Source organism: Latilactobacillus graminis DSM 20719, from assembly GCF_001436415.1.
Taxonomy (GTDB): Bacteria; Bacillota; Bacilli; order Lactobacillales; family Lactobacillaceae; genus Latilactobacillus; species Latilactobacillus graminis.
In genome coordinates this window covers 13,468-33,592 of record NZ_AYZB01000002.1, presented here as the reverse complement: position 1 = coordinate 33,592, position 20,125 = coordinate 13,468, and the positions used below count along the sequence as shown (strand labels likewise).

Sequence of the window (20,125 nt, the reverse complement as noted above, 5' to 3'; positions counted from 1 at the left end):
CTCTTGATAACTTCACTCTATGAGTTCATTACTTTTTTTGCAACTTTATTGTTTCTGACTACCCCTCTATCATACTAAACTTTTTTAAAAAGTCAACCATTTTAATAATTGGGTCGTACCAATTTTTAAAAATTAAAAATAGCGGTCTATTCGCGACCGCTAACTGTAACAAATGTGTTGTATTTCATATATTGATAATGTAATCGCATCGTTGAAAATTCAAAAGGGGTCCCATCGTCTAGAAAGAAAATCCCTTCCATAATACCGACTGGTTCAGTTGATTTCAACTTCAGTTGCATCTGATCATCACGGGTTGAAGGCTCGGCAAAAATCGAAAGAAATGCACGTGTTACCTCTTGATTTTTGGTCATTTCTAAGTAATTAAAAATAGAACTCGACACAATTTTTTCTGTTAGTTCAGGCATGACTTTAATTGGAATGAAACCAGTTTCAATCATGAAAGGATCTTCATCAAATAAACGTAGGCGCTTAATTTCATAAACGAAATCATCTGGCTGCAAAAACAAATCACGCTGTAATTCTGCACTTGGTTTAATCACTTGGAAATCTAATAATTTAATTCCTGGTGTTCGATTCTCCGCTTTAAAACTATCAGTGACCCCTAAGTTAGAGCCATTGTAATTAAAAAATGAACCACCTTTCAAATAAAGCGGATTAATGAAGGTCCCTGAACCACGCTTTTTAAAAATAATGCCCTGATTAGCCATCACATTCAAGGCCCGTTTGACCGAGCTACGACTAACTTGATAATGCTCGGTTAATGTTCGTTCATCGGGCAGCTTCATACTGGGAAAGGATTCCGCATTAATCGCTTTTTTTAGGTCAGCGATAATGTTCTGATAAACTAAATCGGCCATGCTAAACTCCTTTATAAAACATTTTATCTCAAGCTTATTATACATGATTCCGCAAAGTCGTCTACCAACCATCGGGATAATAATAAAAGATTGATTGTTTATCATCAAAAAAACACCGTGGAAATATACATTTCCACGGTGTCCGATCATATTACTTATTTGCTAAGTAACACGATAAAGATTGGTCCCATTAAAGTTAAGAAAATATTACCAATAGCATACGCCGGTGCAACAGCAGCAGCAAAGAATGGACCAGCGTCAGAACCGACACGTTCTGAGATGTCATTCAAAGCAGCTGACAATGTATCAGCACCAGTTTGTGCACCAATCAATGAGATTGGTTCCATCTTCATCAAATAATAACAAATTACAAAAGTAATAATATGTGGCAAGATGGCAACCACCGCACCGATTAATAGCACTGAAACACCCATGGATTGGATTGCACTAATAAACGTCTTTGCAGCTGATAGACCAACTGTAGCGATAAATAAGTTCAAACCAATACTTTGGAAGAATTCCAATAAACCATCAGGAATAGTATCCATATGAGCATGTTTATCGCGATAAATACTTTGGACTAATCCGACAATCAAACTAGCAGTCCCGCCACCTAAGGCGATTGGCACACCACTAACTTTAGTCCCGACCATCCCAAGAGCAGCACTTAAAGCAATCCCAAGGGCAAACCATGAATAGTTAATCACACTTTCAGTCGCACGTAGACGCCCTAATTGGCTTTGGACCCCACTAACGGCATCTTTTTGACCAACTAATGTAACACTTTCAGCAGGTTTTAAAGTACTGAATTGTGCTGGATCCATTACGTCACCAGCCAATGTTGCAACTAAAACACCCTTGTCTTGCGCGTTTTTTAGAACATCAGTCGCAAAGTTTTTCTTCAAAACAACTTGTTTTGAAACATAGGCCCTTGTCTTACCCGTTACTTCAAGCAAGTTAAATTCTTGTACAGCACGCCCAATTTCATTGATTCCACCGCTAATTGCGAGTACATCACCAGCCTTGATAACTGCTGCCATATCAGCAGAATCATTCAAACCAGCAGCAACTAAACCTTTAGCAAATTTAGCGTTAATGGCACTTAAAGTTTGTCCAATTAATGATGAGCCATCATTAATTGTATAGAAATGCGTATTAGCAACAACTACCGGAACAGGAATCATATCGAGTTCCTTAGCTGTTTTAACAGCTTGTTTCTTTAAATCAATATGCATTAATTTTGGCATGATATCACGTAAGAAGATTAAAACCCCAATTGTTCCAAATACGTATGTCAAAGCATATACGATTGGAATTTGGTTAGAGTACAAAGTCTTCAAGTGATCTGAAATTTGTAATTTAGAAATTGTTTCTAAAGAACTACCAATTACAGCCGATTGTGTTAAGCCACCGGCAATAATCCCAGCTGCGATTCCGGGGCCGACATGGAACATTTTGAAACATGCATAAGCAACAATAAATGCTGATACTAAGAAAATTAATGTTGCATAAACAATCTTGGCACCAAACTTCTTCATACTTGAAATGAAGTTCGGACCAACACGATAACCAATTGCAAACATAAAGAAGTCGAAGAAGATATCACCCAAAAGCGTATCACGAGTGAAGACCCCTAATTGTCCAATTAATAATGCAACTACTAAAACACCGACTGTTGCGCCAAGTGTAAATGAACCGATTTTTAACTTACCTAATAAATAACCTAATGCCAAACAAATGAAAATAGCAAACACAGGAGTTCCCACAAGGAAATGACCAATTGCATTCATCGTTTAAAACCACCTTAATATTATATTAATTTTTATTTTTGTTGAAATTTATCATAGTATTCAGCTAATAATTCAGCGATACGTTTACCTGTGATAGCATAATTTTCAGCTGGTTGGTTAGCCAATGATACCCGTAAGTATCCTTCTTCAGTTCCCATACCAGCACCGTCCATAACGACAACACCGTATTTGCCGGCTAATTCGCCTTCAAATTCAAGGTAGCTAAAGTTGCTTTCAAAGTAATCCCGGAAGTCTTTGCCATATTTCTTTTCAGCAAGTTCATAAATGTTAAATACTGTATAATATTCTGCATTTTCAGCTGAATGGTCGCCTTCCATTCCCATTGATTTCCAGAATGTATTGTAACGATCGTCAACAACTTTCTTAGAAGCTTCAATGTATGGATCTTTTTCGCCTTCATGGATTAAGTTCGTTAAACTAAACAATGCCATCAAGACTTGTTGTGGTGTTGAAAGACCAGCAGTATGATACAAACCAATTTCACGACTATCAGCAACAGTTCTGTCAATGAATTTCATGTCTAATGGGTTAGCAACTACTAATGAGTAACGTTTTTCAAACTCTTCTTTGATAGCTGCGTTTTCAGCAGTCCGTTTTGCGATGATTTCGTCAAAGACGTTATCTTCGTGAGTTGCGATTAAGCCTAAACGGTGGCCTGTTGCACCATAAAGTTTTGAATATGAGTAAACTAATAAAGTATTCTTTGGTGCAACTGAATAAATTGTTTGGAAATTATTAACAAATGTCCCATAAACATCATCAGTAATAATGATAATTTCTGGGTTAGCCGCAACAACTTCTTTAATTTTATCTAAAGCATGTTGACTAAAGGCACGTGATGTTGGGTTAGTTGGGTTAACAACGAAGAATGCTTTTACTGAAGGATCTTTCAATTCTTCAAATTTAGCATCTAGCATTTGCCAGTTATCGTCTTCAACTGAACTAACATCAAATTGTTTTAATTTGAATTCACTTAATTCAGGAATTTGTAAGTAAGGTGTGAAGATTGGTGTATTGATTGCAATCGTGTCACCTGCTTCTAAGATGTGACTGATTTTTAATTCGTTGAACAAGTAAACCATAGCTGCTGTCCCACCTTCAGTAGGGAAAACATTGGTATGGTCAGCTAATTTTTCACCATTATAAAGCGATACTTCAAGATACTTGTTCAAGATTTTTTCAACATTAACAAGACTTCTTGAAGGAACTGGATAATGGTTACCAATAGCGCCATCAACAAATTCATGAACTAAATCATCTTGATTTAAGTGCATCTTGGTTTCAGTATATGCTAAGAAATCTAAGATAAATTTATCAGTTTTGTCGCTTGCATCTAAATAATCATGAAGACGTTGTGCAATGCCTTCTTTTTCAACGTAGCCAGCCATATCACCGTCTGCTTCGTCAATTGTTTTTGCTGATTCGTCAATACCGAATTCAACAATTTTGTTAAATGCTAAACGTGCACGTGTGTTGATCCAGTTTGGGTTCCCCCGACCAACGTTAATCGGTGTGTTGTGCATTGTGTTTTTTTCTGAATTTTCCAAGAAAAGGGCAGCAACTTCGAAGTTTGACATACCTTTTAATTGTTCAATATCTAATGATTCCATTATTCTTCCACCTTTTTATTTATTTAGTACAATAGCAATCGCATGCGAAATATACTTTAACATAGACTAGCGACCGAAATAAATAAATTGTGCAAATTTCTTATCTAAAGATAATTTTTTCTCATTTAATCCGCTTTAATATGAGATTTTTTTAATAACAGTGCTCTAATTATTGCAAATGTAACATTTTTTTCGTATCTTTTAAAAACAAAAAAACGGCGAACTGGTAATAACCGTTCGCCGTTTTTGCTTATTCTTTATTTTCTTTGAAGAATTTATTGAAATTCTTACGGTAATTATGCAACATCCATTTAATTAATAACCAACGTCTAAAATTCATATCCTTGCTGTATTCAAAGGTTGTCCCATAACGTTTTTGCTTAATGAGCGCCATAGCTTTTGTTTTTTCTTCGTTATTGCGCGCATATTTTTCAAAAACATCAGCGGAAACACCCATCCAGAGTGCTGGATTTTCATCATCCTTGTTCGCCCAGACAACCGGTTCGTCTTTAAGATCTTTGGTCACATAATCTTTAACAACCCATTGTGCTAAATTATAGCCATTCAAGGTAACAAAGAAACTACTTCTACCCATCCGTAAATTAATATCGAACAATTTATAAGTGTGATCCCGTTCATCATATTTCATATCCAAGTTAGCATAACCAGTATACTTAATATCCTCGAGGAATTTTTGGATTTGCTGATAAATTTGTTCGTTATATTCAGGTAGGATCGCCACATAATTCCCGATCGCTGCTGGTGCTGGATCTTCCAATAATGGATGGCCTAAACACATCATCTTAACTTTGTGATATTGATCAACGTAGATGTTAATCACATGCATCCGACTATCATCACCTGGAATGAAGTCTTGCAAAATCATATCCGATTGGTATCCATTATCGTAAACTTTTTTCATGATATCTTGGAACTCAGCTTCAGATTTAATGGTAAAAGCTTTTTTACGGCCTTCAAATTGAACGTCAAGCCATTCAACAGAATCAGCTGGTTTTAAAGCAACTGGATATTCAAATGGTTGTTCAACTTTATTTTCTTCAACCATTTTCTTTGTGATGATTTTCGTTTTTGGATAAGGTAATCCGTATTTCTCACAGATTTCATAGAAAGTTTCTTTATAAGTTAAATCTTCTAGTAATTTGTGATCAATGTATGGACAAACGAAAACATCTTCTAATTCAGCCTTATGTTCTGAAATTAAACTAGCATACCCGTCACCACAGCCAATCAAAATCACAGGGCCATCACTATCACGGTAAACTTCTTTCAAACGCCGCATTTCAGTAATGAAACCCGGATCTTCGCTAAACCCTGGTAAAATTTCTAAATCGACAATTTTTGTAAAACGAGTGGGTGCTAATTCCTTACTTGCGTAAGCCTTTACTGGTTCATGATACATCTCATAAAATGATCGCGCCATTCCATAGACGTTAAAATCACTTCCTAATAAAATGGGCGTAAAATTTTTGCCATTTGCTTGCATGCTATTCACCTTCTATATCAGTTTTTAACGTTATTTAGTATAACATTTTAGCTAGATGGCGTAGCTGATGGTCCATTAATGTTTACCAAAATTTAACGTGCGCTGTTAACCAAATTAATATTCAGCACAGTCGCGTGTTTATCTCAATTGTACAATCCATCGACGATATTTTGACTCATGACCTTCATTGGATCAATTACTTTTTCGGTATACAAGGGATATTCTTCCTGGGCGACACTCAATTCAGTACAGCCTAAGATGACAGCATCACAGTCATAATCATTCAGCATCGTATCCACGATATTCTTGTACTTTTCATGACTGAACTTGCCAGTTGCTTTGATGTCATCATAAATTAAGCTCATTGTCATATCTTGAATTTCTTGATTTGGAACAACACTTTCAAGACCAAAACCCTCGATAGCTTTTTGATAAATCCCAGCTTGACGAGTACCGGTTGTACTTAAAACCCCAATTTTTTTTAGCCCTGGAATATTTTTTTGCATATGTTTGACTGTCTCTCTTGGCATGTGGATAATATCAAAATCAGCGGCTGCTTGTAATTCATCGTAAAAATAATGCGCCGTATTACACGTCATTATCATAAACTTTGGTGATAATAAATTCATTTGCTGAACGTCTTTTAGCATAATTGGCAATGGATTTTCGGTGCTATTGCCAAGTATATAGGCTGTTCTGTCCGGAATTGTTGCGTGATTAAACACAATATAGTTTAGATAGTCTTGGTCTTTTTTGGCCGGCGTTAATTCATCAATCATATGAACAAAGGTTTCTGTTGCCGCTGTTCCCATACCACCTAAAATTGTAAACATGTCTTCCATTCAAATTCTCCTTTACTGTTGCATAATGCTCTTGATATGCATTATTTAGTCTTTGTTTTGCGGAATAACTTCGATGCCTAATTCATCTAATTGTTCTTTTGTAACTTCACTCGGAGCATTAGTCATTGGTTCTGTCGCCCGTGAATTCTTAGGAAAAGCAATTACGTCACGGATATTATCACGGCCAGCAAGTAACATCGCAAAACGATCCAACCCAATTGCAATACCGCCTGATGGTGGGAACCCGAACTTCATAGCGTTTAATAAGTGTCCAAAACGTTCTTGTGCTTTTTCTGGTGATACGCCTAGTACGGATAACATTTTCCGTTGAACATCTGGATCAAAGATCCGGAGTGATCCCCCACCCAATTCATAACCGTTCAAGATGATATCATATGAAATTGCGTGTGCTTTATGAGGATCGGTATCTAACAATGGAATATCTTCATCTCTTGGACGTGTGAATGGATGGTGTGCTGCAATCCATTTGCCAAAGCCTTCATCGTATTCAAATAATGGCCAATCGACAATCCAGGCATAAGCATATTGATGCTTGTCAATCATGTCCATTTCTTTAGCAAATTGTTTCCGTAAGTAACCTAAACTATCACAAACAACTTGGAATTTACCAGCAACAATTAAAATTAAGTCATCATTGGTTAAATTTAAACGTTCAACTAATGTTGCTTTAACGTCTGCTAAACCTTTTGCGGCTGCACCAGTCAATTCACCATCATTGTATTTGGCCCATAACAACGATTTAGCGCCATACCGTTCGATATATTTTTGTTGCGCATCTAAATCTTTACGTGAATATTTAGCAGCTGCATGATTCACAACAATTGCCCGGACAAATTGGCCTTCGCCAGCCGCTTCAGCAAATGGTTTGAATTCAGAACCCTTAACAACATCTGAAATATCTTGGATTTGCATATCAAACCGTAAGTCAGGCTTATCTGAACCATACTTATCCATTGCATCTTGCCATTTCAGCCTTGGGAATGGTGTTTGTACATCAATCCCTTTTACGTCCTTCATAACTTGCTTGAATAGACCTTCGGTTTCAGTTTGAATTTCAACGTCTGATAAGAATGTCGTTTCAATATCGATTTGCGTAAATTCTGGTTGACGATCACCCCGTAAATCTTCGTCTCTAAAACAACGTGCAATTTGATAATATTTATCAAATCCAGCAGCCATTAATAATTGTTTAAATAACTGTGGTGATTGAGGTAATGCGTAAAAACTACCTGGGTAAACTCGTGAAGGTACTAAGTAATCACGAGCCCCTTCCGGCGTCGAACTTGTTAGATTAGGAGTTTCAATATCCAAATAACCATGATTATCATAATAGTTATGCACTGCCCGCGTGATTGCCGAGCGAGTTCTGATTGCTTTTTGCATTTCTGGTCTTCTAAGATCTAAATAACGATATTTTAATTTAACCTCTTCAGATGCAGTGTTGTTATCTGAAATTTCAAAGGGGAGCGTTTCTGACTTATTTAAGACTACTAAGTCGTTCACGATGACTTCAACCTTCCCAGTCTTCATGTCTGGGTTAACGGTTGCTGCATCACGAGCCATTACTGTTCCTTGGATTTCAACAACATATTCGCTTTTTAACTCGCTTGCTAATTGGAAAATTGCCGCATCAGTGTCCTGATTAAACACCAATTGAACAATTCCTTCTCGGTCTCTTAAATCAACAAAGATTAAGTTCCCAAAGTTACGTTGATTTTGAACCCAACCATGTAAAACAACTTCTTTATTGATTAATGCTTCTCCTACTAATCCACAATACGTTGTTCTCGTTCTCATACCCAACATTCCCCTCTAAATACAATTTATTATAAATAAAAAAAGCACCCTCGTCTTCCGACAAGGGTGCTTTACGCACGGTACCACCTTTAATTTCAGCTGTTGTTAACGCTATCTGCTAGCGGGATCTTCATCCAAGCCTCAAAAGCTGTCACAACTGGTAATCAATAAGTAGCTTTCAGCTAGGCTACTCTCTCTGTAATTGATCGTAAAATTAAATACTTTATCGATGGCTACTTTTATTATAATGACCACAATATATCACAAGCCATTTTTCCTGTCAAGGATTTATTTTAAATTAACTTAATTCAATTAATTTAGATGCTGAATCGCTGCGTCACAACTGTTTAAGCCACGTATATCTATTCATTATTACTCCGTTTTAATCACCAAACAAATAACCCAACGATTGCTGCAGACATAAGTGAAACTAGGATCCCTGATAACAGCATATAACCAACATTTTTGGCAATCATATCGTTCTTTTCACGGTCGACTAGTCCTTTGAACGCCCCGATAATCATTCCAACCGTTGAGAAATTAGCAAATGAAGTTACAAAAACCGTTAAAACAGCTTGATAATGTGGCGCAAAACTCCCGATTGAATGTTGTACTTTCCCCATCACCACGAATTCATTAGTAACCAACTTGGTGCCCATAAATTGTGCAAATTCGAAAGCATGGTTAACATCGAGTCCCATTAGCCATGCAAATGGAAACATAACAATCCCCAATAAATGTTCAAGCGTAATCCATGGATTGACTAATTGCAAAACCTTATCAATCAAAGCAGCCAATGCAACAAAGGCGATGACGTTGGCCGTAATGATTAAAACTAATTTTCCGGCATTTAAGATTGAATCACCTAAAAATGAGAAGAAGGGTTCGCGTTCCACTTTGCCTTCAACCATTTCAGTTGCTTCAACCGCCGCCGAACCACTACCACCCATTTTAGCAATCGTATCTTCTTCGGGTGTGACTTTCACTGGGTTTAGAATATTAGTAACAATAATGGCGTTAATAATGTTGACCGGAATTGCCGTTAAAATAAATTGGCCCGGCATCATTTGTGTATAAGCCCCGATGATTGAAGCTGTGACACAACTCATGGACATCATCGCAAGGGTTAATGTTCGTTCTGCTTTCATTTGTTTTAGTTGTAAGCTGGAAACCGCTAATGCTTCGGTATTGCCTAAGAACATCATTTCAACAGCAAAAAATGATTCAAATTTGGGTTGCCCCGTAATTTTAGCTAGACCCCGACCTAACCATTTAATGATCCACGGCAAGATACCAATATACGTTAGGATATCGAACAATGGAATAATCATCAGGATTGGTAACAACACACTGGCTACGAAATCCATTTGTTTCACATTGACCCAACTTGGCAATGCAAATGCAATTCCGGTATAAGCGACTTGCACCAACCAATTAAATCCGTTGGCAGCCCCTAACACGATTTCCCGACCAATTGAAAAACTCGTTAAAAACCACGCAAGCACTAAATTAATCACCAACATGATTAGGATAGCACGCCAATCGATTTCTTTCTTTTTCTTTGAAAAAAGGAAGCCGACTCCAATAAAGATCAGTAACCCCAAAACATTTACAAGCAAATACACGACACGCCACATCCTTCATTCGTCTTTTTGTATCGCTTTAAATAATACAGTGCTGTCTGATAAATGTAAACGCCCTAATTTCATTAATAATTACTTGTTTAACACAACTAATTTATCGCCTAACATATTGACCGTTTGTTTCCTTGGATCTGTCTAAGTTAACCATTTTTTTACAAAAAATGCGTTGAATCAAAGTAAGATCCAACGCATTTTAAACGCATTTTAATAGCCCACATTCCACTGATTGGTTGATTGTTGGTTTTGCCAAGTGCTCGTGGTGTTTGCCGTATTACCCCCAACTGTGGTATCAGTACCATTACCAGTTGTCCCTTGAATCGTGTTCGTAGAACTCTTTTCACCATCCAACACATTTTTGGGATAAATCGTAAATTCTTGTTGATTGTCTTCCCCCGTAAAATAGGTGTTTAAATTATTTTGCTTAATTTCAGCATTATTAATTGTTGTCTTTTCCAGACCTAATGATGTTCGTAAAACATCTGAAACCCGTTGAATTTCTTCATTGGTTGGAATCTGGTATGAACTACCTTCAATATCCGCACTCCGTCCAGTCAGAACATCTGATTTGATTGACTGCGCGGCACTCCGATAGTTGGCCTGAACGGCCACCATATCGTCAAAACTCAAGTTAGTTGCGACACTATCCGATAAAGAATCTAAGATTGATTCAAAATTTGTCAGTGATTTAAAGGAAACCGCAGAATTTATCATCGAGGTGATGACTTGCTTTTGTCGTTTTTGACGACCATAATCACCTTCTGGATCATCATAGCGCATCCGTGAATAATCAAGCGCTGCCTTCCCCTTGAGATGCATCTGACCTTTAGTAAATTCACTTCCGTTCCATTCAAAAGTAAATGGCACTTCAACATCAACGCCACCAACAGCATCAACAATTTTTGATAAGCCACCCATATTAACGGTAACGTAATAATTAATTGGCACATCGAACATTTTTTCAACCGTGTTCATTGCCATATCAGAACCACCAACGTTATAGGCCGCATTAATCTTCTGCATGTTAAACTGATCTGCTCCTTGTAATTGTGCTAAAGTATCGCGTGGAATACTGACTAATTTAACCTCTTTTTTCTCCGGATTAACTGTCGCCACAATCATCGTATCAGAATTGCCCTTATCAAGTCGTCCTTCAGCACCAGTATCAACCCCTAGTAGTAGAATGGCGAATGGTTTTTTATTTTTAATTGTTTTAGCAGTCTTTTTACTGTTTGTTGGTGTGTAAATTTTATTGGCTGCCGATTTCACTTGATTACTAATCCTTAAGGCATAGGCCCCGCCACCAAAAAGAATTAACGTTAGCATTAAAATCAAAACTTTCATTATGCGATGTCTTTTATTTTTTTTATAATTTGCCTCTCGTGATCCGAAAAATTTAGAATTCTGCATAAGTATTTCCCTTCTCATATGTATAGCACCGGTAGTAATAATATTATGTTGCTATTATAGCGGAATTATCATGCTAAACAACGTCTTTTGGGAAAAGTTACATAATTTTAATAATTTCATCAGGTCGCTTACACCATTTTTCTAGATGCTTTTATGCTAAAATGTAGGTAATTAGTCTTATTTATTGGAGGTTCCCAATGTCAATTCAACAATTACCCTCACGTGATAAACTTTCAGAAAGCCTAACTTGGGACTTAACGACAATTTTCAAAAACGATGCTGCTTTTGAAGCTGCCTACCAGAGTGTGCAGGCCCAATTACCCATGTTAGAGAAACCTGATCAGCCATTTACAACAGCTAGCCAGCTGCTCATGACCATTAAACAAACCTTAGCCATTTTTCGCCAGCTTGAAACGGTCTACGTTTATGCCAGTATGAAAAATGACCAAGATACTACCAACGCAACCTATCAAGGATACCAGGCAAAAGTAGATGCACTGGCGGCAGAAGTTTCAGCCGCTGCTGCTTTTTTAGAACCCGCCATCCTTGCCATCCCTGTTGCACAATTAACTGACTGGCTTACTAAAACACCTGATCTAGCTGATTACAGCCATTTCATTCGAACTATTACAGATAGCCGGGCCCACGTGCTATCTGGCCATGAAGAAGCACTACTGGCCGCTGCTGGCGATATTTTCGGGGCGGCAAGTCAAACCTTCAGCGTCTTGGATAACTCTGACTTACAATTCCCAGATGTAACTGATGAAACGGGTCAAACATTACAATTATCAGACGGCGTTTACAGTCAGCTCCTACAATCAACAGATCGAACAGTCCGTCAACAAGCTTTCACGGCGTTATACACCACCTATGACCAATTCAAAAATACATTTGCCACAACCCTCGCCACTGAAATTAAAGGACACAATTACTTGGCCCAAGTTCATCATTACAATAGTGCCCGCCAAGCAGCACTAGCACCTAAAGCAATTCCAGAATCCGTCTATACAACCTTGGTCGATCAAGTAAATCAACATTTACCGCTCTTACATCGCTATACTGAACTCCGCAAAAAACAACTTAAATTATCGGAACTACACATGTTTGACCTTTACACACCTCTTTTAGGAAAACCGGCGCTCACCTACACCTATGAACAAGCACAAGCAACCGCTAAAAAAGCGCTCGCCATTTTAGGACCGGACTACGCCCAACAAGTCACACACATTTTCAACAATCGCTTAATCGACGTCTGCGAAAATCAAGGCAAGCGTAGTGGCGCTTATTCTGGCGGTGCTTATGATACAAATCCATTTATTTTATTAAATTGGCAAGATGATTTAAATAACTTGTACACATTGGTTCACGAGACTGGCCACAGTGTCCACAGTGCTTTAACGCGTCAAAATCAAAAATACGTCTACGGTGACTACCCCATTTTCGTAGCTGAAATTGCCTCAACGACCAACGAAAATTTATTAACCGAGTATTTATTGCAAACGCAAACCGACCCTAAAGTTCAAGCCTATTTACTGAACTACTACTTGGACGGTTTTAAAGGAACTGTTTTCCGCCAAACCCAATTTGCTGAATTCGAACACGCAATGCACGAAGCAGCCGCCGATGGTCAGCCACTAACGGCCGCCTTCATGTCCAAACAATACGCGGCCATTAACGCTCGTTATTATGGTCCGGCCGTTGTTAACGATTCACAGATTGCGCTTGAATGGGCCCGTATTCCACATTTTTACATGAACTATTATGTTTACCAATATGCAACGGGCTTTGCAGCCGCAACCACATTGGCTAAAGGTATCACAATGAAACAACCGGGCGCTCTTACCCATTACTTGGACTATTTAAAAGCTGGTAGCTCTGCGTATCCCATCGACATCATGCAACAAGCTGGCGTTGATATGACTAGTGCCGCCTACCTCAAACGGGCCTTTACCGTTTTCGAAGAACGCCTTAATCAGCTCGAAACACTACTAACAAAACTAAATTAAAATGGCCACTCATCAATTATGATATACTCCCTCAAAGTAGACACTTGAATTATAAAAGTGTCTACCCAGAGAGGCGTATTTTATGAACAAAAGAATTTCATATTTAAAAAAATTCGCAGCAGGTTCAAAATTAACCCTATCAGCAATCATTTCAGGTGACCATGTTAAGCGTAAATGATTTTCAAGCGGGCATTGTTTAGCAGGGGTTAAAATTGAATGGCAACCACAAGCTTTTCGTTGTGTATCGACATTAAGCTGTGCTTTCAGCATGATAAGAGATTGCTTTGAATTTTCTGTCCGAATTAATTTTAGAAATTGTCATATAAAAAAGCCGTATAAAATATACGACTTTTTTATATTTTATTTTTTTATAAATCATCTGTCTACTTGACGAGAATGGTTCATTTTTTAACGACTAAGGCTACGATGATATACCAAAGCAACGAAATAAAAGCCAAATTCAATAATTGCAATAAAAAATGTTACTGGCCAGTTGGTTAAATAACCAAACCATAAACCGAGCCAAACCCCTAATAAGGCAGCCCCAACTGCAATTACTAGCATGCCAGGTACACTTTTAGCGAAATACTTCGCGATAAAAGCTGGAATTGTAACTAAGATAAACACCAGTAACGAGCCCACAATCTGAGCAGCAATACTGACACTGACGGCTAACAAAATCAAGAAATAGATTGATAGTAAATTCGTCTTCAAGCCTTGCGCTTGCGCGCCTATGGGATCATATGAATCAAAGACTAGGTATCGATAGAATAATAACAATCCCAGCATAATGACCCCAGATAAAATGATTAATTGATAGACATCCGCTAAGCTAATGCCAATAATTGAACCAAATAAAATATTGGTAGCATAACTTGCATTACGATTTGAAAGCGATAAAAAAAGAATCCCTAAACCAACAAACAAGCTTGAAATCGCGCTAATAGAAGCTTCACGGCGTGATTCTTTAGCGCTCATCTGGCCAATCGTAATCGAGCTCAGTAACGTAAATAATAGCATCCCATTTAACGGCGCAATGCCCATAAAAACACCAAACGAAGCCCCAGCAAAGCCGATTTCAGACAACGTATGCGCCAAAAATGACATGTTCCGTGCAACGACAAATACTCCGATTAAGCCGCACGTAATGGCAATAAAAGTACTAGCGACAAAAGCATGCCGCATAAAATCAAAAGTTAACAATCGTTTCCCCTCCGCTCTAGTCTAATTCCAGATTGGGATCCAACTGAGTCATTGGCCCCGCTTCATATTGGTCGTGTTTTAAGAATAGATAGTGATCAGTATATTTACGTGCCAATTCTAAATCATGCGTCACAAAGATAACCGTCAAATCATATTCGCGATTCAATTCAGCGACCAGCGCCATGACCTCTTCTTTGGTTTCAATATCCAAACTAGCTGTTGATTCATCTAAAATTAATAAATCAGGTTTACTAATTAAAGCTTGTGCTAAATAAGCTTTTTGTTTTTCCCCACCAGAAGCGTTACCTACGGTTGTCTTTTGTAACGACGTTAAATGGGTTTGCGCCAAAATTTGATCAAGCGCTTGGCGCTCCTTACGCGTCTTCCAAGGTAAACGGCGATCTAATTGATTCAAACTCACAAAACTACGAATGGACAACGGATACTCTGCCTCTAAGTTTCTAAACTGTGGTACATAGCCAATGTTCAGATGCTGTCGATCAGGATTGATAACTAACTGGCCTTCTGTCGGTTGTAAGTTCCCAATCAATAAACGAACCAAGGTCGTTTTCCCAACACCATTGGGGCCAATTAAACTGGTCATACTACCACGTTCAATTGTAAAACTGAGATCTTTTAGCACTTGGTGATTGCTAAAAGCTAACCCTAAATGTTGGGCATTTACTAATTCTGTCATTTTAAATCCTGAGCCTTTCTAACTGCATTAAATTGCTGTTGCATCCATGTCAAATAAGTCTGTTTAGCAGGTAAAGTTTCGGTCACTTGAACAACTGGGACCCCTTCTTTGTCTGCTAATTCGTGCAGCTGTTTAACAATTGGACTTTCTTCTTGTTTATTAACCACTAAAAAAGCAATGCGCTGTTCCCTAATCAAATGGCGCAACTTGGTAATATCGCTTGGTGATGGATCGGTACCGTCTTCGATGGCCTTTGCAAAGTGGCGGTTGGCAATTTGATAGCCCATTTCTTCTAAAGCATAGTCAAAAACAGGTTCACTGGCGGCCACCTGTTGGCCTTTGGCTTTAGCCTGTAATTGTTGTCGTTGGGCATCTAGTGCCGCTAATTTTTTTAGATAGATGGCCCCATTTTTGGCATAAATTGCTTTATGCTTTGGATCTCGTTTACTAAATTGATGCACAAGTTGTTTAGTCAACGCTGGCATTGTCTTTAAATCATACCATAAATGTTCATTTGCGCCATCTGCTCGCTTCATTAATTGACTAACGGTCAACACAGTTTGGGTATCAGACTGGGCACTATTAACCAGTTTATTTAACCACCGATCATATCCGAGACCATTTTCAATAATAACATCTGCCTTAGCCACTAATTTGGCGTCGTTGGTAGTTGCTTCATATGAATGCGGATCTAAACTAGGACTATTAATAATCGCCGTTACATGGCCCTGCTTGCCTAAAACAGCTTGTGCCGCTTCGCCATAAAAATCAAGTGACGAAACCACTTGGATTCCAGTTTTCTTTTCCTTATTTTGACCACAGCCAGTGACTAGTAACGTTAACATTAAAATGCCTGCCATGATTCCCAAACTTTTTTTATGCATCTTTTCTCCTCTTTTCCAAATCGTAATTATTACGTTTTATTTAAAATATTTTCACATGCGTCTTCATGATTGTCAATCTTTTTCATGAAGCCACTTAAAAAAGCGTGTCCGCAAAATAATTTTTGCGGACACGCTTCATTTTAAACCTGTACTCCATTATTACCAAATTTGTTCCACGGCGCCGGTTGCTTGCACAACAAAATAGCCTGCGCGGGGTTGATCTTCATTTGGTACATAAATGTTAATTAAATAGCCTTGGCGGCCTCCGCGGGTAATTAAGCCATTGTTCAAAAATGATGCCGTTGAGCCAAACTGACTTCCAACTTGCTGAGCCACTAATTGAATGGCTTGATTGCCATCGATTGCTACCGTCTGTTGTGGTGAGGTAGTATCCGCGGTTACTGTACTACTACTTGATTGATCAGTCGTTTGACTATCACTGTTGGTCGCCGGTGTGGTAGTTGATGATGGAGCAGCACTACTTGTTGATGCGCTTTGTTGTGCGGATTCAACTGCTGCCGCGGATGTCGTAGTCGCTTTAGAACTAGCTGTTAATTGACTCGTACTATCCGCGCGTTCACTTTCATGTTTTGCAACACTGCTAGCATGTGCCTTAATACTGGCCGTCGTTGAACTTTGCTTAGCATTTGCATCTTGATTAGCTGTCCCATTCTGGCTGCAAGCACCCAACAGCAATAACCCTGATACTAAAATTGTACTGATTGCAACTCTCTTTTTCATAATCATCCCTCCAATTCCGATTGTTTCATGCTCATTCTACGAGACCCACATCAAAATAGCAATTAGATTAAAATATCCTTACTGAATTCTTTAATTGGCTAAGCGCGCTGCAACTTGTTTAGCAATAACCATATCAGTTGGATACGGTGTATCAACACCACGTACTTTTTGATAAGCATCAGCACCTTTAGCTGCTAAAACAACAATTTCACCCGGTTTACTTTCCACAATGGCCTGTTCAATCGCTGCGGCCCGATCAATTTCAACTGTCGTGACAACTTTTTGCTGATCAATCCCAGCTAAAATTTCGCTTGCAATAGCCGCAGGATCTTCAAATCCCGGATCATCGGTCGTCAAAATCGCTCGATCCGCATATTCATTTAATACTTGCGAAAACCCAGCGCGTCGCGAAACACCTTTATCGCCAGGACTGCCGACCACTACTAACAAGCGTGGTTGCTTGTACTCTTTTTGTAAGAAACTCAACAAAGCCTTCATGCTGGCGTAATTATGCGCGTAATCCACATATACCTGTCCGTGACCTGGTACAGCTAAGGTCTCCATCCGACCTGGAATCTGCAAATCGCGAATACCTTGTTGCGCCCTGGTTAAATCGGCACCCGCTAATCCGGCACCAATTACTGCTGCCGTTGCGTTGCTTTCATTAAAATCGCCAATTAAGCGTAATTGGTAACTCCCTGATAAACCAAGCTGAATTGCTTTTGTAGAAGCCGCTGTAATTTTAAATCGACTTTCTGCTAAGCCCGTTTCCAGATTTTCAAAACGAAAATCGATCGTAACTGGTTGGTCTGACTGATAGTCCGCTTCGGCGAATAAGTATATCGATTTAGCGTCAGTTGTAGCCGTTGCAGCCGCATATACATCTGTAAAATATTGCGTTTGTGCATTAATCACGCAATGCCGTGAGTTGACCAATAATTGTAATTTACAATGCAAATAGTCTTCGAAGCTGGGATGTTCGTTGGGGCCCACATGATCCGGTGAAATATTCAAGAAAAATCCGACATCAAAGGTTAGCCCGTATACCCGATTTTTCTTGTAGGCTTGTGACGAAACCTCCATCACTAAATGTGTCATACCATTTTCAACAGCTTTGCGCATGTCCCGAAATAAATCTAAACTCTCTGGCGTAGTTAAATCCGATTTAAAACGATCGACTGGCTTGGGCCCTAGGACGCGATCGATGGTTGAAAAAAGTGCCGTTTTCTGGCGAGTAGCAGCTTGTAAAATGGATTGGGTAAAATAAGCCGCCGTAGTCTTGCCCTTAGTACCCGTATAAGCCACAATGAATAGACTATCTTGTGGGTAATCATAAAAAGCGGCTGATAAAACCGCCATCGCTTTTTGAACGTTCGTAACAATTAAAGCATTCATTCCGTTACCTTCAACTAACGCTTTTTCAGCAACGTAAGTCACAGCTCCTAATTCTTTTGCATCTGTTAAATAGACGGGACGAAAATTTCCTTTACAGAAAAAAAGTGTGTCTGCAGTCACTTGCCGTGAATCATATGCGATTCCAGTCATATTTAACGTTGGATCACCATTCAGTGCAACACTTTTTAACAAGTGATGTTCTTTTAAAATTAACGTACATGCATCTAATGTTAAAGCCATTTTCGTCCTCCTCAAAATCCTTATGAATGATTCTAATTATAGCACGCTTCCAACATTCTGCGCTCAAAACGCTTAAATTCCAGGAATTAAAAACCGCGTCAAAATTAATTGCCGCGGTCGTTTGCTTATTAAAATAAGTCAGTTAAAAATTCTTGAATTCCGTCACCAATTAATACAAATAAATTGGCTTTTGGCACATTTACTTTGGTCCGCAACGTATATTGCGGCGTCTTTCCAATGTAACGATTAGTGACCCCTTGTAACTGAGGCGTTATGCGTCCAACTTGCAAATTCTTTTTAATTGGTGCAACTAATTGTCGTTGAATACCACCTTTTACCACTTGATATTGCCACTTAACATTGGCCACCGTGGTCGTTTTGGGAACCCACATGAAAATCGGCTTATCAGTAATCAGTGAAACCGTCTTTTGACGACCGTATTTAACTGTTGCAGTTTGATAAGCCTTAACCTTTTGGTTAGCTTGCACCAATTGTTTTGCTTGCCAGCCATCAAAAACAAATTGCATCAATTTGTTAGTTTCAATGAAGCGTCGCCCTGTGTCGTCACCATTAGCATGCATCACAACAGTTAAAATCCGTTGACCATCTTTGGTAGCCGTTCCAGTAAAACAGTCACCCGCTTTATCAGTTGTCCCGGTCTTTAAACCATCAACTACATAGCCTTGGGGCGCATTTTTTTCACCCGGTAACATCAAATTCCACGTTGACATCGCCGTTTCATCACTCGTTTGAGCGCCAAAGGTAAAGTGAGCTTGCTTAGTTGTCACCAGTACTTCAGGATAATCAGCTAATAACTTCTGAGCAACAATTGCCACATCAATAGCGCTCATTTCATTTTCAGCATCAGCAGGGCTACCCGGATAGACCTCGTTACCGAGAAATTGGTTATTCAATCCCGAGACTGAATACAGTTGCGCGTCTTTAATCCCCCAATCGGCGACTTTTTGGCGCATCAAATTGACAAAATTCTGCTGCGAACCGGCCACTTGATTAGCCAACATCATCGCAGCATCATTCGCCGATGCTACCATCATCGCTTGAAAGAGCGCCTTGACAGTATACTGCCCATCCGCCTGTAAGGGCACATTTGTTAAATCCCGATTTTGACTAAGCTGATAAATCAGCCCATCTGGTTTAACAGTCTGTGTCCAAGTTAGTTTTCCTTGCTTAATTTGCTCTAAAATAATGTAGGCAGTAATCATCTTCGTCATCGAAGCAATCGGCAAAACTTGTTCTGCATTTTGTTCATATAATACTTGGCCCGTTGCTGGGTCTAGTGCAATTGCTGCACTGGCATTGATTTGCGGCGCAGCCATGGTGGTAGTCGCGGCTACTACTTTGGTCGACCGAACGTTTAATAGGCCACTAGCTGGGGCAAGGGCTAACAGGCTAACCATTACATATTGTACTAACTTTTTAAACACA

At 38.9% G+C, this 20,125-nt stretch carries 15 protein-coding genes; 1 reads left to right on the top strand and 14 read right to left on the bottom strand.

Annotated features, from left to right (window positions below):
• Positions 1-146: 146 nt before the first annotated feature.
• The 8 genes from FC90_RS00815 to FC90_RS00780 all read right to left on the bottom strand — a co-directional run bounded on the left by FC90_RS00815 (position 147) and on the right by FC90_RS00780 (position 11,513).
• Positions 147-878, bottom strand: coding sequence for a GntR family transcriptional regulator (locus tag FC90_RS00815; RefSeq protein ID WP_057907410.1), 732 nt, complete (start codon positions 876-878; stop codon positions 147-149).
• Between the two features lie 155 nt (positions 879-1,033).
• Positions 1,034-2,668, bottom strand: coding sequence for an aspartate-alanine antiporter (gene aspT, locus FC90_RS00810; RefSeq protein WP_057907409.1), 1,635 nt, complete (start codon positions 2,666-2,668; stop codon positions 1,034-1,036).
• A gap of 32 nt (positions 2,669-2,700) precedes the next feature.
• Positions 2,701-4,299: a bifunctional aspartate transaminase/aspartate 4-decarboxylase gene (locus FC90_RS00805; RefSeq protein WP_057907408.1), complete on the bottom strand. Its 1,599-nt coding sequence runs from the start codon at positions 4,297-4,299 to the stop codon at positions 2,701-2,703.
• Between the two features lie 250 nt (positions 4,300-4,549).
• Positions 4,550-5,803 (bottom strand): carboxylate--amine ligase, encoded by a 1,254-nt coding sequence (locus FC90_RS00800; protein WP_057907407.1) that lies wholly within the window; start codon positions 5,801-5,803, stop codon positions 4,550-4,552.
• Between the two features lie 143 nt (positions 5,804-5,946).
• A complete protein-coding gene (locus tag FC90_RS00795) occupies positions 5,947-6,645 on the bottom strand; it encodes an aspartate/glutamate racemase family protein (RefSeq protein WP_057907406.1) in 699 nt (232 codons plus the stop codon).
• A 45-nt stretch (positions 6,646-6,690) separates the two neighbouring features.
• The gene (gene aspS, locus FC90_RS00790) at positions 6,691-8,463 is read right to left on the bottom strand and encodes an aspartate--tRNA ligase (RefSeq protein ID WP_057907405.1); all 1,773 of its coding nucleotides are present in this window, start codon (positions 8,461-8,463) and stop codon (positions 6,691-6,693) included.
• Between the two features lie 386 nt (positions 8,464-8,849).
• Positions 8,850-10,088: a NupC/NupG family nucleoside CNT transporter gene (locus FC90_RS00785; RefSeq protein WP_192937875.1), complete on the bottom strand. Its 1,239-nt coding sequence runs from the start codon at positions 10,086-10,088 to the stop codon at positions 8,850-8,852.
• A 222-nt stretch (positions 10,089-10,310) separates the two neighbouring features.
• Complete coding sequence (locus FC90_RS00780; protein ID WP_057907403.1) at positions 10,311-11,513, bottom strand: LCP family glycopolymer transferase; 1,203 nt, start codon at positions 11,511-11,513, stop codon at positions 10,311-10,313.
• Between the two features lie 197 nt (positions 11,514-11,710).
• Between FC90_RS00780 and pepF the strand changes: the two genes are divergently transcribed.
• Positions 11,711-13,519, top strand: a complete 1,809-nt coding sequence (gene pepF / locus FC90_RS00775) for an oligoendopeptidase F (RefSeq protein ID WP_057907402.1) — start codon at positions 11,711-11,713, stop codon at positions 13,517-13,519.
• Between the two features lie 408 nt (positions 13,520-13,927).
• Here pepF and FC90_RS00770 read toward each other — a convergent pair whose 3' ends face one another.
• From FC90_RS00770 to FC90_RS00745, 6 genes are all read right to left on the bottom strand, one after another.
• The gene (locus FC90_RS00770; protein WP_057907508.1) at positions 13,928-14,704 is read right to left on the bottom strand and encodes a metal ABC transporter permease; all 777 of its coding nucleotides are present in this window, start codon (positions 14,702-14,704) and stop codon (positions 13,928-13,930) included.
• A 34-nt stretch (positions 14,705-14,738) separates the two neighbouring features.
• Complete coding sequence (locus FC90_RS00765; RefSeq protein WP_057907401.1) at positions 14,739-15,419, bottom strand: metal ABC transporter ATP-binding protein; 681 nt, start codon at positions 15,417-15,419, stop codon at positions 14,739-14,741.
• Positions 15,416-16,303, bottom strand: a complete 888-nt coding sequence (locus FC90_RS00760) for a metal ABC transporter solute-binding protein, Zn/Mn family (RefSeq protein WP_057907400.1) — start codon at positions 16,301-16,303, stop codon at positions 15,416-15,418. The genes FC90_RS00765 and FC90_RS00760 overlap by 4 nt, the downstream gene beginning before the upstream one ends.
• A 159-nt stretch (positions 16,304-16,462) precedes the next feature.
• Entirely contained in the window at positions 16,463-17,044 is a 582-nt protein-coding gene (locus tag FC90_RS00755; protein WP_057907399.1) for a hypothetical protein, read from the bottom strand.
• 90 nt (positions 17,045-17,134) lie between these two features.
• On the bottom strand, positions 17,135-18,679 hold the full coding sequence (locus FC90_RS00750) for a UDP-N-acetylmuramoyl-L-alanyl-D-glutamate--2,6-diaminopimelate ligase (protein WP_057907398.1): 1,545 nt from the start codon (positions 18,677-18,679) through the stop codon (positions 17,135-17,137).
• Positions 18,680-18,807: 128 nt separating this feature from the next.
• The gene (locus tag FC90_RS00745; RefSeq protein ID WP_083481977.1) at positions 18,808-20,124 is read right to left on the bottom strand and encodes a serine hydrolase; all 1,317 of its coding nucleotides are present in this window, start codon (positions 20,122-20,124) and stop codon (positions 18,808-18,810) included.
• Between the last annotated feature and the right edge of the window lies 1 nt (position 20,125).

Coding starts and splice junctions, on each gene's coding strand:
- pepF (WP_057907402.1), top strand. CDS start 11,711: ATGTCAATTCAACAATTACCCTCACGTGATAAACTTTCAGAAAGCCTA.
- FC90_RS00800 (WP_057907407.1), bottom strand. CDS start 5,803: ATGCAAGCAAATGGCAAAAATTTTACGCCCATTTTATTAGGAAGTGAT.
- FC90_RS00815 (WP_057907410.1), bottom strand. CDS start 878: ATGGCCGATTTAGTTTATCAGAACATTATCGCTGACCTAAAAAAAGCG.
- aspS (WP_057907405.1), bottom strand. CDS start 8,463: ATGAGAACGAGAACAACGTATTGTGGATTAGTAGGAGAAGCATTAATC.
- FC90_RS00770 (WP_057907508.1), bottom strand. CDS start 14,704: ATGCGGCATGCTTTTGTCGCTAGTACTTTTATTGCCATTACGTGCGGC.
- FC90_RS00780 (WP_057907403.1), bottom strand. CDS start 11,513: ATGCAGAATTCTAAATTTTTCGGATCACGAGAGGCAAATTATAAAAAA.
- FC90_RS00760 (WP_057907400.1), bottom strand. CDS start 16,303: ATGCATAAAAAAAGTTTGGGAATCATGGCAGGCATTTTAATGTTAACG.
- FC90_RS00765 (WP_057907401.1), bottom strand. CDS start 15,419: ATGACAGAATTAGTAAATGCCCAACATTTAGGGTTAGCTTTTAGCAAT.
- FC90_RS00750 (WP_057907398.1), bottom strand. CDS start 18,679: ATGGCTTTAACATTAGATGCATGTACGTTAATTTTAAAAGAACATCAC.
- FC90_RS00755 (WP_057907399.1), bottom strand. CDS start 17,044: ATGAAAAAGAGAGTTGCAATCAGTACAATTTTAGTATCAGGGTTATTG.
- FC90_RS00805 (WP_057907408.1), bottom strand. CDS start 4,299: ATGGAATCATTAGATATTGAACAATTAAAAGGTATGTCAAACTTCGAA.
- FC90_RS00795 (WP_057907406.1), bottom strand. CDS start 6,645: ATGGAAGACATGTTTACAATTTTAGGTGGTATGGGAACAGCGGCAACA.
- aspT (WP_057907409.1), bottom strand. CDS start 2,668: ATGAATGCAATTGGTCATTTCCTTGTGGGAACTCCTGTGTTTGCTATT.